Consider the following 16,055-nt stretch of genomic DNA (forward strand, 5'->3'; position numbering starts at 1 on the left):
AGCCCCTATGCGCTCGTCGAAGCACAGGGACATGGCGCCTGCTGCGGGTCGGTACCAGTGTCATGCCTGACTGGAGCGGTCACGTTCGCACCGAGACCGAGATCTCGCCTGCGACGCCGCCTCGACCAGGTCCAGCGCCGCGGCGGTGGTCAAACGTCCGTTCTAGGGTGGGCGGATGAGGGTTCTGTCCATTCAGTCGGTCGTCGCCCATGGTCACGTCGGCAACTCCGCGGCCGTGTTCCCGCTGCAGCGTCTCGGGGTCGAGGTGGTCCCGATCCCCACGGTGAACTTCTCCAACCACACCGGGTACGGCGCATGGCGTGGCCCGCTCCTGCCGCCGTCGGACGTGGCCGAGATCCTGCTCGGGGTGGAGGAACGGGGAGTGTTCCCGCAGATCGACGCCGTGCTGTCCGGCTACCAGGGCGGCACGGGCATCGCCGACGTGATCATCGACGCGGTGCGCAGGGTGAAGGCCGCGAACCCGGCGGCGCTCTACGCGTGCGATCCGGTGATGGGCAACGCCAAGTCCGGCTGCTTCGTCGCGCCCGAGATCCCCGTGCTGCTGCGCGACCGAGTCGTGCCGGTGGCCGACATCATCACCCCGAACCAGTTCGAGCTGGGCTTCCTCACCGGCACCGAGCCCGCGAGCGTCGAGGAGACGCTGGCGTCGGCCGACCTCGCCCGCGCGATGGGGCCGTCGACCGTGCTGGTCACGAGCGTCGAGAGGCCCGACCGGGAGGAGGGCACGATCGAGATGCTCGTCGTGGACACCGCCGGGTCGTGGCTCGTGAGCACCCCGCAGCTGCCGTTCAAGGCGAACGGGTCCGGCGACGTCACAGCCGCGCTGTTCACCGCCCACTACGTGCAGACGAAGGACGCGCCGCTGGCTCTCGAACGCACCGCGTCGAGCGTCTTCGACCTGATCGACCTCACCTACCGCTCCGGCGAGCGCGAGCTGCGGCTGGTGCAGGCCCAGGAGTTCTACGCGACGCCGCGGATGCAGTTCAAGGCCGAGCAGGTGCGCTGAACCTGAGTCGCGCGCGAAAGAGTTGAGTGTGGAAGTCGGTGACGTCGCGACTTGGTTCGCCGCTGATCATCGCGGCGGTGTTCGCGATGATCAGCGGGAGCTCGGCGAAGACTCAGGCGCGAGCGGTGCTCGAGCAAGCGGCCGACCTCCTTGTCGGTGGTGCGCTTGACGCTCAAGAGCACCGCGGTACAGCACGAACTGGCTGTGTCGGCCTGACGTGACCGCGCGGCAGTCTGCTCAGCGGGGCTTGCGAGCCAGGTAGAGGACGTCCAGCGGATCGTCTGGCACGTCGGTGACGGCGAGTACCTCGAACCCGGTGTCGATGAGCATCTGGCGGGCGAGCTCCTCGCCCCAGCAGGTGCCCAGGCCTGCGCCGCCCAGTGCCAGCGACACGGTCATGCAGTGCAACGTGCTGATGGAGTACAGGTAGGGCGCGAGCGGGTTGCCGAGGTTGCGTTCCACGTGGCTGGACGCCTTGATGTCGAACATCACGAACGTGCCTCCAGGTCTGAGCGCCTGGTAGATGCTGCGCAGCACGCCGACAGGGTCGGCTTGGTCGTGGATCGCGTCGAAGGCGAAGATCGCGTCCAGCGGCGGCTCGGCGGGGATGTCGATCACGTCGTGCACCTCGAACCGGGCGTTCGTCAGGCCCGTGGCCTCGGCCTGGGCCTGGGCGATCGCGTCTGCCGCGATGTCGTAGCCGACGAACTCCGATGACGGGTACGCGGCGGCGAGCAGGTTGACCGCGTGGCCGGTGCCGCAACCGATGTCGGCGACCCGGATGCCGCGGGCCAGCTGCTGGGGCAGGTCGCCGGTGAGCGGCAGCACGCCGTCGAGCAGTGCCCCGTCGAAGAACCCGCGGCTGAGTGTGTCCATGACCTCGGTGAAGCGGGGCCGGAACGCCTCGTACGGCACGCCGCCGCCCGTGTGGAACGCCCGGATGACGCCGTCGAGGTGGGTGGCCAGGTGCCCGGTGACCAGGCTCAGCGGCGCGATGTTGGCCGACCCGTCGCCGGCCAGGCAGGCCGCGTGCTCCGGTGGCAGGGTGTAGGTGCGGGTTGCGGGGTCGTAGCGCAGGATGTCGCCGGTGGACATGGCGCCGAGCCACTCGCGCACGTAGCGCTCCTGCAGCCCGGCGCGTTCGGCCAGTTCGGCACTGGTCGCCGGGCCTGCGGCCGCCGCGTCGAACAGACCGGTCCGGGACCCGACGTCGATCATGAGGGTGAGCATCGAGTCGGTGTAGATGCTGAAGATCCGTGCCGCGAAACCTTCGACCGCGGCCTCGTCGATCAGTGATGTCGTCATGGCCCGACGCTACGACCGGGGCTCGCCCGCCCGGATCGGAGAAACGGTGCATCCGGCTACTGGCCGCCGTGGGCAGTTCTACCCATCGGTGAGGCCGTGCTGGTGGGCGTAGGTCGCGGCGGCGGTGCGCGAGGACAGCCCGAGCTTGGTGTAGATGTTGGACAGGTGCCGGGCAACTGTCTTCTCGCTGAGCACCAAGGCGGCGGCCACCTGCCGGTTCGTCCGGCCCTTCGCCACCAATGCCAGCACCTCGACCTCCCGCACGGTCAGACCGTCCGGCAAGGCGCGGGATCCGGCCGGGTCGAGACGCCGCAGTGCCGAGGTCGCGGCCGCGCGCTCACGCTCGCTGGCGTCGAGGTCGCCGACGGCGGCGTAGGCCCGCGCGAGCAGCAACCGGACCTGGGCCGCGTCGTACGGTGCGTCGAGCGCCAGCCAGTCCGCGCACGCACGGCGGAGCACGGCCAAGGCCTCCGCGGGCCTGACCTCGCTGAGCAGCACTGCACCGTGGGCATGTCCGGCCAAAGCCCGCAGGCCCGCGCTGCCGTACCGGTCGGCTGTGGCCAGCAGCTCGTCGGCGGCGTCCCGCGCGATGTCCCCAGCCCGCGCCGCCAAAGCCACCTCGACGGCAGCGAAACACAGCGGGGCGCGGGGCAGCGGGTCGTCGACCGCGGCCAGCGCGACCCGAACCGCGTGCAGCGCGATGTCCGTGCGGCCCTCCGCCAGCCGCAGCAGCGCCATGCCGGGCTGCGGATCGCGGCCGAGCTCGTGGGCCTGCACGAAGGCTCGCTCGGCACCGGCCAGGTCGCCGCGCAACCGACGGGCCTCGCCGACAACGTAGTGGGCCTCGGCGGCGCTGGAGACCGACAGCTCCCGCACGTCGGCACCGGCCTGCGCGGCCAGCGCCTCCGAACGGGCCCACTCACCGCGGATCTGCAGCAGCTGCGCGCGATGAACCCGGCAAATCCCGGTGAACAGCACGGCCGCGGCCTGCCGCGAGCACCACAACTCCAGCCCGTCGGTCCAGGTCCGCATGCGCCGCAGGTCCACCAGCTCGTGGCAGATCGCGATGACGTTGCAGTAGATGTTCCCTGCCCACTCCTCCGGCAGCTCGCCGGCCACTACCGCGGCCATCGCCTCATCCAGCAAAGCCAGGCCCTCCGCCACCCGGCCCCGGCCGATCAGCACACGGCCCTCGCTGGCAGTTGTGACGGCGACCAGCGCCGGATCGGCAAACCGCACGCCGAGTGGCCGGATCTCCCTGGCAGCGGCCAGCATCACCTCCGCGTCGCTGCCGCACTCCACCTCGAGGAAGTAGCGCAGGTAGGCGTGCTCGACGCAGTCCGTGTCGCCGTCGAGCAATCGCTTCGCCCGTCCCAACCACGCCGCGGCCAGCACGTCCTCAGCCCGCAGGAACAACAGGAAGGCCAGATCCATCGCGGTCTTCGCGGCCCGCCGCGGCTCGCCCGCGCGCTGGTAGGCGCGGTACGCCGACTCGCAGGTGGCCAGCGACTCCTGAATTCGGCCCACCCACCACGCGGCATCGCTCAGCGCGGCCAGATCGTCCGCGCTGAGATGAGCCCGCTTCGCCATCTCCGTCCCGTCTCCATCGGTGACCCCAGTCCGAAGATTATGCTCGTTTATCCAGCTCAGAGCATCTGTCGCCAACCCATGACGCATGTAGCGCGGACAAACTTCCGGAGGCGGCCGCTCGGACATGCGATCGCAGGTAACGCAGCTGCCGCAGGGCGGATAAAGGCCTCATGGATGTCTTGCCGTGGCTCCTGGCCGTACAACCGTCCACCTCGCCGGGTACCACGCCGGGTGTGCCGGCCGCATCGCCCTGGGTACCTGTTGCCACCCTCGTGGCGGCCGTCATCGCGGCGATCGTGGCCGGCGTTGCCGCGGTCCTCCAGCGGAAGTCGGGCCGGGAAGCCGCCCAGGCCGCACACCTCTCCGCGGCTGCTTCCCAGCGGGCGGCGAGCGCGGCCGAGGCGGCGGTGGAGTTGAACGACCGCGTCTCCACGGGAAACGCGACTCGGTCCGAGGCCGACTCGCTCGCCAAGCGCTACCAGGACGCCGCCAGCCAGCTCGGCCACGAGAAAGCGGTGGTGCGCATGGCCGGGGTGGTCGCGATGGCGCACCTGGCCGACGACTGGCCCCAGCAACGGCAGATGTGCGTCGACGTTCTCTGCGGCTACCTGCGGATGCCGCCGTCGGCGCTGACGGAAAGAGATGCCGAGGAACGTGCCGAGCGCGAGGTCAGGGCTACCGTCACCAGGCTCATCGCGGCGCACACCCGGCAGCACCATTGGCCAGGAGAAGACGCCGTGCCCAGCTGGTCGGCGTGCGAGTTCGACCTGTCCGGGGCAGTGATCCACGACCTGGACTGGGTCGGGCTCACGTTCGAGAAGCGCGTCCACCTCACCGGCGCGACCCTGACCGGGCACTGCCGGATCATCAACTGCCGATTCGAGTACCTCGGCATTCTCCTCGACAAGCTCGTGCTCGAAGGAAGCCTGGAGATGTACCGGATCGAGGCGCGCGAATGTGGCGTCTCGCTCGACCGAGCCGCGATCCGCCCGACCGGGGAACTCCGGATCTCCCTGCACGGAGATCCGGGTGCGAAATGGGAGATGTGCTACCCCGAAATCGACGGAACGGTGGACATCTACATCAGTCCTGACGCACACACCGACAGTCTCGTGCTGTGCGACGCCGAGGTGCGGAGCGGGAAAGCGCTGATCCACTGTGCCGAGCACGAACTCACTTCCGGGAACGCCAGGCCCTTCTTGAACTTCTCTGGATGGAAAGTCGGCAGCGAAGCGACGGTGCGAATTGACAGCCAGCTGATGGACGTCTGGTCTGCCGAATGGCAGCCGCGACAAATCGACGAGGGTGCCGATGTGGTGCTCGCTGCCAGAATCGCGGCGTCGGAGTAGTCAGGCGCGGTGGGTGGCGAACGCGGTTGTGATCGCGGCGGTCGCCGCCGCGATCAGGCCCGCGAACAGGAAGAGCACCCCGGTGAAGCCCCACCCGGCTACCGCCCCGACCAGCACCGGGCCGAGGCTCGCGCCGACGAACAGCAGGAACGCGTACAGCGCGACGGCAGCCCCCTTGGCCTGGCCGGCCTGGCCCGCGATGAACTCGATCAGCGCCGGCGACGTGGCGGCCACCGCGGCCACGAAGAACAGCAGGAACACGCCCAGCGCCACGACGTTCGTGCTCCACAGCGCCGCCGCCAGCACTGTCACGAGTGCCAGCACACCGCCGCCGATGACGCGCGCCGGCTGGGACAGTCGCACCAGCTTCGGGGTGAGCAGCGGCACGGCGACCACCGCGGGCAACGCGCTGGCCCGCAGGATCAGCAGTGCGGTGGGGTCACCGGCGACCGTGGCGGGGCCGGCGAGCGTGACGATCGTGTAGATGCCGACGAAGCTGCTCATCAGCACCATCGCGAGGACGTAGCCCACGAGCAGTCGCGGCCGGGCGAGCAGGCCCGCCATCGCGACGAACGCGGCACGCGGGTTCGGGGAGCCCGCGGAGGTCGAGGGGCGCAGTACGGCGCGCACCACCGGCACGCACGCGAGCATCGCCGCCGCGCTCAGCAGGAAGACCGCCCGCCAGCTCAGCGCGGAACTGATGACCTGCGCGGTGAGCTGCATCAGGACGGTGGCCGCGATGGAGCCGCCGGTGATCCACGTCAGCGCCACGGCACGACGTGACGGCTCGATCCTGTCGGTCACGTAGGCGAAGGCGGCGGGGACGAAGCACGCGGCCGTCGCGCCCTGCAGGACCCTGAGCACGCCTGTGACCAGGAGGTTGGGAGCCCAGGGCACCAGCGCTGTCGCCACTGCCGTCGCGATCAGGCCCGCGGTGATGACCGTGCGTGGGCCGTAGGAGTCCGTCGCCGGGCCCGCGACCAGGAAGCCCGCCGCGTAGGCGATGCCGAACGCGGAGGCGAGCCAGGCCAGTGAGCCGGCGGTGGTGCCGTACGAGACCGCCATCGACGGCAGCATCGCGATCACCGTGTACATCTGGCCGACCACCACGATCCCCAGCGGCGCGAGCAGCCACACGGTGGGAGCGAAGGGCGCCCAAGTCTGGTCCTGACGGGTTTCGGCAGCCGCAGCAGTCACCTCGCCAGGGTGCCCAACCAACTTGTTGGTTGTCAAATGCGACAGACCGCCTCACACACCCCGGAGAAACTAGCTACGATATGTCGCGTGAGTACGAGATTCCAGCTGACCACCCGCCAGAAACTGCTGGCAGCGGCCCGTGAGGAGTTCGCGGAGCACGGCATCGCGGGCGCTCGGGTCGAACGCATCGCCGCAATGGCGGGCGTCAACAAAGAACGCCTCTACAGCAATTTCGGCAACAAGGAAAAACTGTTCGAGGCGGTGGTCACGTCGGCGCTCGCGCAACACACCGAAGCGGTTGGTCTGCCCGGTGGTGACCTGATCGCGTACGTCGAACGGCTCTACGACTACCACCAGGACAACCCGCAGGTCCTGCGCCTGATGTTGTGGGAAGCGCTGCACTACAGCGACAGGCCGCTGCCCGACGAGGAGGTCAGGACCCGGCACTACGCCGAGAAGGTCGAGAACCTGGCCAAGACCATGGGCACGGAGTCCGGCACCCGTGCCGCGGTGACCATGCTCTTCCTCATCGGCCTCGCCGCGTGGCCCGCCGCCGTGCCTCAGCTCACCAGGACCGTCCTCCCCGACGCCGACGACCGGTCCGAGGTGCGGGCGCAGGTGATCGACCTGGCCCGCAGGATGCTGCAGAACGAGGGCTGAGCATCGCCCAGCCCTCGTTCGCCGCCTGATCAGCTCAGCAGTTGCCGCACCACGTCCGCGAGCACGTCGACGTGCCGGCGCTGCACCATCGTGTAGTGGTCGCCCGGCACGACCTGGTGCTCGAACTGGCCGTCGCACAGCGCCCGCCACTCCCCCACGACGCCGGGGTCGGTGCCGGACGCGGCCTGCACGAAGTGCACGACGCCGCCGAACCGGTCCGGCCGGTATGCGTACAGCGCACGGGCGTTCGCCTCGAACCGGGCGCACACCGCCTCGAAGTCCGCGAACGCGATGTCCTCCGGCAGGATCCCCGCCGAGCGCAGTGCCGGGAACAACTCCCCCGCCGAACCGAAGTCGCCACCTGCCCACGGCACGCCGGCGAGCCCGGCGAGGTCCCTGGCGAGCCACGACAGCAGCACCAGCTGGTCGATCACCGCGGCGGCGAGCCGTGACGGTGACTCGGCGATGTCGAGCGCGAGGACGAGGTCGACCTCGCATCCGGACGCCTCGAGCTCACGGGCGATCTCGATCGCGAGCATTCCTCCCATCGACCATCCGCCGACGCGATAGCGCGTACCCGGCACCTCCCGGCACACCGCCCGCGCGTACTCGGCGGCGAGGTCCGTCAGGCCGAGGGCGTGCCCGTCCGGCGACCGCAGACCGTAGACCGGCTGATCCGGCCCCAGCCGGCCCGCGAGGTCGGCGTAGGACAACACCTCGCCGCCGATGGGATGCGCGAGGATCAACGGCACGGCCGAGCCCTCGGTCCGGATCGGCACGACCACACCGGACGGTGCCGCGGCGGAGAGCCACCGAGCGAGCGCGCGGATCGTCGGCGCCGCGAACAGCGTCGACACCCGCATCTCCACGCCGGTCGCCTGCCGCACGAGCGACACCAGCCGCACCGCCTGCAGCGAGTCGCCGCCCAGGTCGAAGAAGTCGTCCGTCACGGACAGCTCGTCGGTCCCGAAGAACCCGCGCCACAGCCCGAGCAACACCTCCTCCTCGGCGTCCGCGGGCTTCTCCACCTCGGCGTCCGTCGAGGCCGGCAGCGCGCTCAACGCCGCGCGGTCGACCTTTCCGTTGGCGGTCAACGGGAACTCGTCGAGCACGGAGAGCACCGACGGCACCATGTAACCCGGCAGCGCGTCGGCCACGCCGGCCCGCACCGAGGCCGAGGTCGTTCCCGGCTCCACCAGCACGTGCGCCGCCAGCCTGCCCGCGCGCACGGTCGCGACGGCGGTGCGCACGCCGGGACAGCTCTCCAGAGCGGACTCGACGTCACCCAGCTCGATGCGATGACCACCGATCTTGACCTGGGTGTCCTCGCGGCCGAGGAACTCGATCTCCCCGCTGGGCAGCAACCGGCCCAGGTCACCGGTGCGGTACCACCGCCCGCCCGTCGCCGGATCGGTGACGAAACTGCTCGCCGTGCGTTCGGCGTCGCCGAGGTACCCGCGCGCCACACCCGCTCCGCCGATGTAGATGTCGCCGACCGCCCACACCGGTCGAGCGCACAACCGCTCGTCCCCGACGTACACGTGTTGGTTGCGCATCGACACGCCGTACGGAATCGAGGCCAGCTCCGCGTCCTCCGGCCGGATCCGGTGCCAGATCGACCAGATCGACGCTTCCGTGGCGCCTCCCAGACCCCACTGCGCGGCGTCCGGGAACAACCGCCGGATGTCGGCGGGCAGCGTGACCGGAATCCAGTCGCCGCTGAGCAGAACGGCCCGCAGCGGCACGTCCGCGGACTCGGCGTACTCGCAGAGCATGGCCATCAGGGCGGGAACGCTGTTCCACACCGTCACGCCGTGCTCGGTCATCTGCCGCAGCCAGGCGGCCGGCTCCCGTTCGTCGCCCGCGGCCGGCACGACCACGGCCCCGCCCACCGACAGCGGGCCGAACAGGTCGTACACCGAGAGGTCGAAGTTCAACGCGGACAACGCGAACACCCGGTCCGAGGAGATCAGCGACAGCTCTTCGTTCACGTCCCTGATCGTGTTGAGCGCCGCGGCGTGTTCGATCATCACGCCCTTCGGCACGCCGGTCGATCCGGACGTGTAGATCACGTACGCCAGATCGTCCGGCCCGACCGCCGGGTCCGGTACGAAGACGACTTCGGCCGGTCCGGGCTGGATTTCCCGTGCCCACAAGCCTTCCGGCCACTCGATTCGATGCCACGGCTGCGTCAGCACAGCGGTGATCCCTGCCGACTCCAGCACGCCGTGCATGCGCTTCGCCGGCCATCGGGCATCGACCGGAACGTAGGCGGCGCCGGCCCGCAGCACACCGAGGCACGCCACGACCTGCTCCCAGCCCTTGTCCATCACGACGCCGACCAGCGAACCGGGGCCGTGCCCGCGTTCCGCCAACTCGGCCGCCACGACCAGCGCCTCGGCCGCCAGCTCGGCATAGGTCAGCGTCCGCGCGCCGGAGATCACCGCCACGGCGTCCGGTGTCCGCGAGGCCTGCTCGAAGAATCCCGCGTGCAGCAGGGACTTCTCCGGGTCGCGGACCTCGGCGATCGGCGCTGCGGCGGGTTCGGGCGCGTGCCACGCGCCGGCCTCGCACAACGCCAGAACCGTGCGTTCGTACTCGGCGAGCATCGCGTCGATCATTCCCGCCGGGAAGACCTCTTCCACGACGTCCCAGTTCAACCGCAGCACACCGGCTTCCTCGACGGCCTGGTGGTCGAGCGTGACCTGGGGCGTCCGCACACCGCTGGCCACCGTCGTGCCGCTCTCCCCCATCCGCGCCAGCGCGCCGATCAGGCCCGCGGGACCGTTGTGCGCGGCCTGAACGCCGCCCAGCGTGGACGTGAACACCACCGGCATCCGGGCGCGTCCGGCGCCGCCGTCGAGACGGTTGAGCTCACGCGTCACGTCGACACCGGTGAACGCGGCGTGCTCCATGTCCTGGGCCAGCTGCCGTTGCACGACGCGGGCGCGTTCGGTGAAGGACAGCCCCGGATCGACCCGGACCTCCAGCAGCGAGGTCGACGAGAAGTTGCCGACGACCTGCGACAGGTCCTCGCCCTCGAAGCCCTGCCGGTTGGACACCAGGACGTTCACGGCGAAGTGCGGGCTCTTGGCCCACTTCGCCAGCACGTCGCAGTACGCGGTGCAGATCGCCGCGGACGGCGTCACGCCGAGCCCGGCTCCGAGCTGCTTGAGCTTCGTCCACAGTGGAGCGGCCAGGGTGATCGACCGGTGGCCGAACACCGGAGCCGCCGCTTCGCCCAGACGAACCGCGAGAGGCAGATCGGGTGCGGGCGGCAACGTCGTCAGGCGGTCCTGCCAGTAGGAGCGCGCCGCGACCATCCGGTCGGATGCGCGGAACTCGCGCAGCCGCGCCGTGTACTCCCGGAACGTCGCCTCCGGAACCTGCCGCACCGCGGCCGGATCGTGGTAGAGGTCGGCCCACTCGTTGAACAGGGCCGCGGCGCTGCTGCCGTCGGCGATCAGCACGTCGACGCCGAAGTGGAGCCGGGTCGTCCGATCGTCCAGCCGGGTCGCGGTGGCCCGGAAGAGCGGCCAGCGCGACCGGTCGAACTCGTGCGTTTCGAGGTCCGCGCGCAACCAGTCCAGCCGCGCCTCCTGATCCGCCCGGCCACGCAGGTCCTCGACCTCGATCGAGTAGTCCGGAACCTCGTCGAGCACCCGGAAGTGGCCTTCCTCGGAGAAGACCGCGCGCAGCATCTCGTGACGCCGCACCATCAACCGCAGCGCACGCTCCGCCGCAGCCAGGTCGAAGCCGGTGAGGTCCGCCTCGATGTGGATGTAGGTCGACACGTCACCGAGCTCGAACTCCGAGGAGCGACCCGCGACGTACGCCTCCTGCAACGGGGTGAGCGCGCACTTGCCGTCGTCGATCGGCAGAAGTGGTGCCACTGAACGGTTTTCCTCGACGGGTTCGCCGACGAGCTCGGCGACGTGCGTCGTCAACGCCTCGGGCGTCGGGTGGTCGAACACGGCGGTCGCGCCCACCCGGACACCGAGCCGCTTGCCGACCCTGCCGCGCAGTTCGGTCGAGGTGAGCGAGTCGAAGCCCATCTCGAAGAACGAGCGGCGCGCGTCCACCCGGCGCGGCTCGACGCCGAGCAGCCCGGCGACGCAACCGATCACCACGTCCCGCACCACCGCGCGCCGGTCCTGTGCCGTCGCGGCCACCGCCAACAACGACGCCGCGTCCTCGGTCACCGCCTCGACGACAGGAGCCCGGTGCTGTGGCGCGAGGCTCGTCAGGAGGAACGGCACGTCGGCGAGACCGGAGACGTCGAGCTCCGCCGCGACGACGAACGACGTGTCCGCGGCGAGCGCGGCGTCGAACATCGCGAGTCCCGCTGACACCGGGAACGGCACGATCCCGTTGCGCCGCAACCGTTGCAGGTCGGCATCGCCGAGGTGCCCGGTCATCCCGGACGCCTCCTCCCACAGCCCCCACGCGACCGACGTCGCCGGACGGCCCTGTTCCCGGCGCCAGGCCGCGAACTGGTCGAGGAACGTGTTGGCAGCCGCGTAGTTCGCCTGGCCCGGCCCACCGAGAACGCCGTAGACCGACGAGAACAGCACGAAGAAGGCGAGGTCGTCGTGCGCGGTCAACGCGTCGAGCAGCACCGCCGAGTCGGCCTTGCCGCGCAACACCTCGTGCAACTGGTCCTCGGTCATCGCCGCGATGGTCGAGTCGCGCAACACACCGGCGGCGTGCACCACGCCCACGATCGGTCCGTGCGAGCGGATCTCGGCGAGCGCCGCGGCCGCCTGTCCCGCGTCGGCGATGTCGGCCGCCACCACGAGCAACCGCTCTCCCAGCTCGTCGCGCAGTTCGGCGACCGCGCCGGACCTCTCGCCGCTGCGACTGATCAACGCGACCGAGGTCGCACCCAGCGACGTGACCAGGTGCCGGGCGAGCTCCCTGCCGATCGTGCCGGTGCCGCCGGTGATCACGACCGTGCCTTCCGGCAGCGCATCGGGTTCACCTGGGGGAGCGGCAGGGACGATCGCCGGCCGCAGCAGGCCACCGGAGCGGACCACCAGCTGCGGCTCGTCGCGCCGCAACGCCTCAGCGAGCCCGGCGCCGCAGCCGTCGACGACCCGGAACACGCCGGGATGTTCGGACTGCGCGGACCTGACGATGCCCCAGACCGGACTCGTGCCCAGGCTCAGCCCGGTGTCACCGGGAACGGCGACCGAACTCCGCGTGACGAGGACGAGCCTGCCGGGGCTCTCGTGGTTCAGCCACTCCTGCACCAGCCTCAGTGCCCGCGCCGACGCCGCGTGCGGCTCGTCGTCCGCGCACGGCACGACGACCTGCCACTCGTCCGGAGCGGCACCGGTGATCAGCGCGGCCTCGGCGAGCGTCGAGACCGAGACCTGCGCGAGCTGACGCACCTCCGCCGACAGCGGATCGTCGCCGGCACCGACCACGCACAGCCGTGCCGTCGTCTCCGCTGCCTCGGGCTCGGACCAGTCGAGCCAGTGCAACCTGGCCGACGGGCCACGCAGGCGGCGAACGACCACACGATCGATCGACAGCAGCACGGCACCGGTGGAGTCGAGCAGTGCCAGCGAGATCTCGTCCTCACCGGCGCGACGGGCGACCACCGTGCAGGCGTCACCCACTTCGTCCCGGCCCACCCGCACCCCGGCGAACAGGAACGGCACGACCAAGCCCTTGCGCACGTCACCGAAAAGCCCGCAGCCGAGCGCGGCGTGCAGTGCCGCGTCCACGAGCGCGGGATGCACGGTGAAACCACCGTGGTTCACCAGCGCGGCGTCGGACAGCCGGACGTCGGACGTGACGACGTCACCGCCGTCGTGGACACCGCGGACCGCCTGGAACGCCTCGCCGTAGCCATATCCCGCACCGGCCAGCGCGGTGTACATCTCGTCCGGTGCGACTGGACGACCGCCTGACGGTGCTGCGGTGGACACTCCACTCGAGACGGTGAGAACCGCTTCGCCGTGCTTCACCCAGTCACCGCCGGACGTCCGCGAGTGGATCGTCGCGGTGTGATCAGCAGTGACGGCCACCTGCACCTCGACCGGCGCACCGTCGAGTGGCACCACGAGCGGGTCGTTGAGCACGAACTCCTCGATCGCCGCGTACCCGGCGTGTGCGCCCGCGTGCAGCAGCATCTCCACGAACGCCGTGCCGGGCAGGAAGATCGCACCGTTCACCCGGTGGTCCATCAGCCACGGATGGCTGCGCAGCGACAGCTCCCCGGACAGCAGCATCGCGTCACCCGGCAGCGCGACCGCGGAGCCGAGCCACGGGTGCCGAGCCGGTGCGGACCTGCGGGCGACCGCGGCGGGCTGCTCCGCTGCCGAGAGCCAGAACCTCTGACGCTCGAACCGGTACGTGGGCAGGTCGACGCGACCGGCCGCGGGAAGCAGCCTCGCCCAGTCGATCTCGTGCCCCTGCACGTGAGCCTGGCCTGCCGCCGCCAGGAACTGGTCGGCACCACCACGATCACGGCGCAGCGTCGCGCAGACAGGAGCGTCGCGGCGCTGCGCGGCCAGCACCGCCTCGATCGCGCCCGTCACCACCGGGTGCGGGCTGATCTCCACGAACGCGTCGTACCCGCGTTCCGCCAGCACCGCCACCGTGTCCGCGAAACGAACCCGGCTGCGCAGGTTGCGGTACCAGTACCCGGCGTCCAGCTCGTCGCCGCGCACCGGAGCGGCGTCCACAGTGGAGTAGATCGGAACCGCGGCACGCACCGGCCGGACGTCCCGCAGCGCCGCCATGATCTCCGCACGCAACGGCTCGACGGCCGGGGAGTGGGAGGCGTAGCGCACCGGCACCCGGCGGGCGTACACGTCCTTGGCCTCGCACAGCGCCAGCAAGCGTGCCGCACCCTGCTCGTCGTTCCCGGCGAGCACGAGCGACCGCGGCGCGTTGACCGCGGCGACGACCAGATCCGCGGCCGCTTCGGAGATGAGAGCGGTCGCTTCGGACTCGGTCGCCGCGACGACCATCATGCCGCCCGCACCGCCGGACCGTTCGATCGCCCGGCTGCGGCCGGCGACGATCCGGGCGGCGTCGGCCAGGCTGAGCGCGCCCGCGACGTGGGCGGCGGCGACCTCGCCCTGGGAGTGGCCGATGACGGCGGCCGGCCGCACACCCGCGTCCTGCCACATCGCGGCCAGGGCGACCATCATCGTGAAGATCATCGGTTGGACGACGTCGGTCGCCTCGGTGTCCAGACCGTCCGCGAGCGCGTCGAGCAGCGAGAAGCCCAGGTGTGGCGCGAACGCCTCCGCGCACTCCCCGACCTTCGCGCGGAACACCGGCGTGGACGAGAACAGCTCGGTGGCCATGCCCGCCCACTGCGAACCCTGACCGGGGAAGACGAACACGGGCTGCCGCACCCGGCGCGCCTCACCCGTCACCGCGGCCCCGCCCGGCGTCCCGGCCACGAGATCGCCCAGACCGGTCAACAAGCTGTCGCGATCACCGCCCACCACGACGGCGCGATGAGCGAAGTGCTCGCGCTCGCACGCCAGCGACCGGGCGACGGCGGCCGGTGGATGGCTGAGCACCTCCGCCACCGCGGCGGCCGAGGCGGCGAGCGCCTCCGGCGTCTTCGCCGACAGCGTCAACGCGACCACACCGGCGGTCGCGGGCCTCTCCTCCTCCGGCTCGGTGACGCTTTCGAGGACGACGTGCGAGTTCGTGCCGCTCACCGCGAACGCGGAGACAGCGCACCGGCGAACACCGTCGCGCTCAGGCCACTCGCGCGCTTCCCGGAGCACGTCGACGGTCTCGGGCCAGGACACGTGCGAGTTGAGTTCCTCGACGTGCAACGACTTCGGCATCACACCCGCTCGCATGGCGAGCAGGCACTTGATGACACCACCGACGCCGGCCGCGGCCATGGAGTGACCGATGTTGGACTTCAACGACCCCAGCCACACCTGGTCCGAGCGGTCGCGACCGTAGGTGGAGATGATCGCGCCGGCCTCGACCGGATCACCGAGCTTCGTGCCGGTGCCGTGCGCCTCGACGAGGTCGATGTCCTGCGGGCGCAGGCCGGCGTCGGCCAGCGCCTGCTCGATGACCTTGGCCTGCGCCTTGCCACTGGGTGCGCTCAGCCCGTTGCTCGCGCCGTCCTGGTTGACCGCGGAGCCCCTGATCACGCCGAGAATCCGGCGGCCGAGCCGGCGGGCCTTCGCCAGCGGCTCCAGCACGAGCACGCCCGCGCCTTCGGCCCACGCCGTTCCGTTCGCGGTGTCGGAGAACGTGCGACATCGGCCGTCCGGCGACAGGGCGCGCTGCCGGGAGAAGTCCTGGAACATGCCGGGCCCCGCCTGCACGGTGCTGCCCGCCGCCAGCGCCAGTTCGGTTTCACCGCTGCGCAACGAGCGCACGGCCGTGTGAATGGCGACCAGCGAAGAAGAACAGGCCGTGTCGACGGTGATCGCCGGCCCTTCCAGGCCGAGCAGGTAGGAGATCCGCCCGGAAGCCACGCTCGGCGACGTACCCGTTGCCATGTAACCGGAAGTCTCGCCCTGCCAGCGGCCGAGCGGCATGCCGTACTCGTTCGGCATCAGGCCGACGAACACACCCGTGCGCATGCCCTTGAGCGACGACGGCACGATGCCCGCCCGCTCGATCGCCTCCCACGCGACCTCCAGCAGGATGCGCTGCTGCGGGTCCATGCCCAGCGCCTCGGCGGGCCTGATCCCGAAGAACGCGGCGTCGAACGTGTCGGCGTCGTACAGGAAGCCGCCCTGGCGCACGTAGGTCGTGCCGGGGCCACCGTCCGGGTGGTGCAGTGCCTCCAGGTCCCAGCCGCGGTTCTTCGGGAAGTCGCCGATGGCGTCGCGGCCCTCGGCGACGAGCTCCCACAGCAGTTCCGGTGTGTCGGCGCCGCCGGGATAGCGGCACGCCATGCCGATCACTGCGATTGCGTCGTCCAC

7 protein-coding genes are annotated in these 16,055 nt (G+C 70.8%); 3 read left to right on the forward strand and 4 right to left on the reverse strand.

The features are described from left to right. Positions 1-175: 175 nt before the first annotated feature. Complete coding sequence (pdxY, locus tag AB0M24_RS16500) at positions 176-1,027, forward strand: pyridoxal kinase PdxY (RefSeq protein WP_363767385.1); 852 nt, start codon at positions 176-178, stop codon at positions 1,025-1,027. Between the two features lie 237 nt (positions 1,028-1,264). On the opposite strand, the gene AB0M24_RS16505 is transcribed toward pdxY, so the two are convergent. Both AB0M24_RS16505 and AB0M24_RS16510 read right to left on the reverse strand, forming a co-directional pair. Beyond that, positions 1,265-2,332: a methyltransferase domain-containing protein gene (locus AB0M24_RS16505; RefSeq protein ID WP_363767388.1), complete on the reverse strand. Its 1,068-nt coding sequence runs from the start codon at positions 2,330-2,332 to the stop codon at positions 1,265-1,267. A 78-nt stretch (positions 2,333-2,410) separates the two neighbouring features. Next, entirely contained in the window at positions 2,411-3,922 is a 1,512-nt protein-coding gene (locus AB0M24_RS16510; RefSeq protein ID WP_363767391.1) for a LuxR C-terminal-related transcriptional regulator, read from the reverse strand. Positions 3,923-4,092: 170 nt separating this feature from the next. On the opposite strand from AB0M24_RS16510, the gene AB0M24_RS16515 reads away from it, so the two are divergent. Further along, the gene (locus AB0M24_RS16515) at positions 4,093-5,271 is read left to right on the forward strand and encodes a hypothetical protein (RefSeq protein WP_363767394.1); all 1,179 of its coding nucleotides are present in this window, start codon (positions 4,093-4,095) and stop codon (positions 5,269-5,271) included. Here AB0M24_RS16515 and AB0M24_RS16520 read toward each other — a convergent pair whose 3' ends face one another. Next, on the reverse strand, positions 5,272-6,468 hold the full coding sequence (locus AB0M24_RS16520; RefSeq protein ID WP_363767397.1) for an MFS transporter: 1,197 nt from the start codon (positions 6,466-6,468) through the stop codon (positions 5,272-5,274). It lies immediately after the preceding gene. An 87-nt stretch (positions 6,469-6,555) separates the two neighbouring features. Between AB0M24_RS16520 and AB0M24_RS16525 the strand changes: the two genes are divergently transcribed. Beyond that, positions 6,556-7,128, forward strand: coding sequence for a TetR family transcriptional regulator (locus tag AB0M24_RS16525; RefSeq protein WP_363767400.1), 573 nt, complete (start codon positions 6,556-6,558; stop codon positions 7,126-7,128). Positions 7,129-7,157: 29 nt separating this feature from the next. Here the strand turns inward: AB0M24_RS16525 and AB0M24_RS16530 are convergent, their stop codons facing one another. Next, a complete protein-coding gene (locus AB0M24_RS16530) occupies positions 7,158-16,055 on the reverse strand; it encodes an amino acid adenylation domain-containing protein (protein ID WP_363767403.1) in 8,898 nt (2,965 codons plus the stop codon).

The sequence above is a fragment of the Lentzea sp. NPDC051838 genome, from assembly GCF_040681245.1.
Lineage (GTDB): Bacteria > Actinomycetota > Actinomycetes > Mycobacteriales > Pseudonocardiaceae > Lentzea.

Coding starts and splice junctions, on each gene's coding strand:
- pdxY (WP_363767385.1), top strand. CDS start 176: ATGAGGGTTCTGTCCATTCAGTCGGTCGTCGCCCATGGTCACGTCGGC.
- AB0M24_RS16505 (WP_363767388.1), bottom strand. CDS start 2,332: ATGACGACATCACTGATCGACGAGGCCGCGGTCGAAGGTTTCGCGGCA.
- AB0M24_RS16510 (WP_363767391.1), bottom strand. CDS start 3,922: ATGGCGAAGCGGGCTCATCTCAGCGCGGACGATCTGGCCGCGCTGAGC.
- AB0M24_RS16515 (WP_363767394.1), top strand. CDS start 4,093: ATGGATGTCTTGCCGTGGCTCCTGGCCGTACAACCGTCCACCTCGCCG.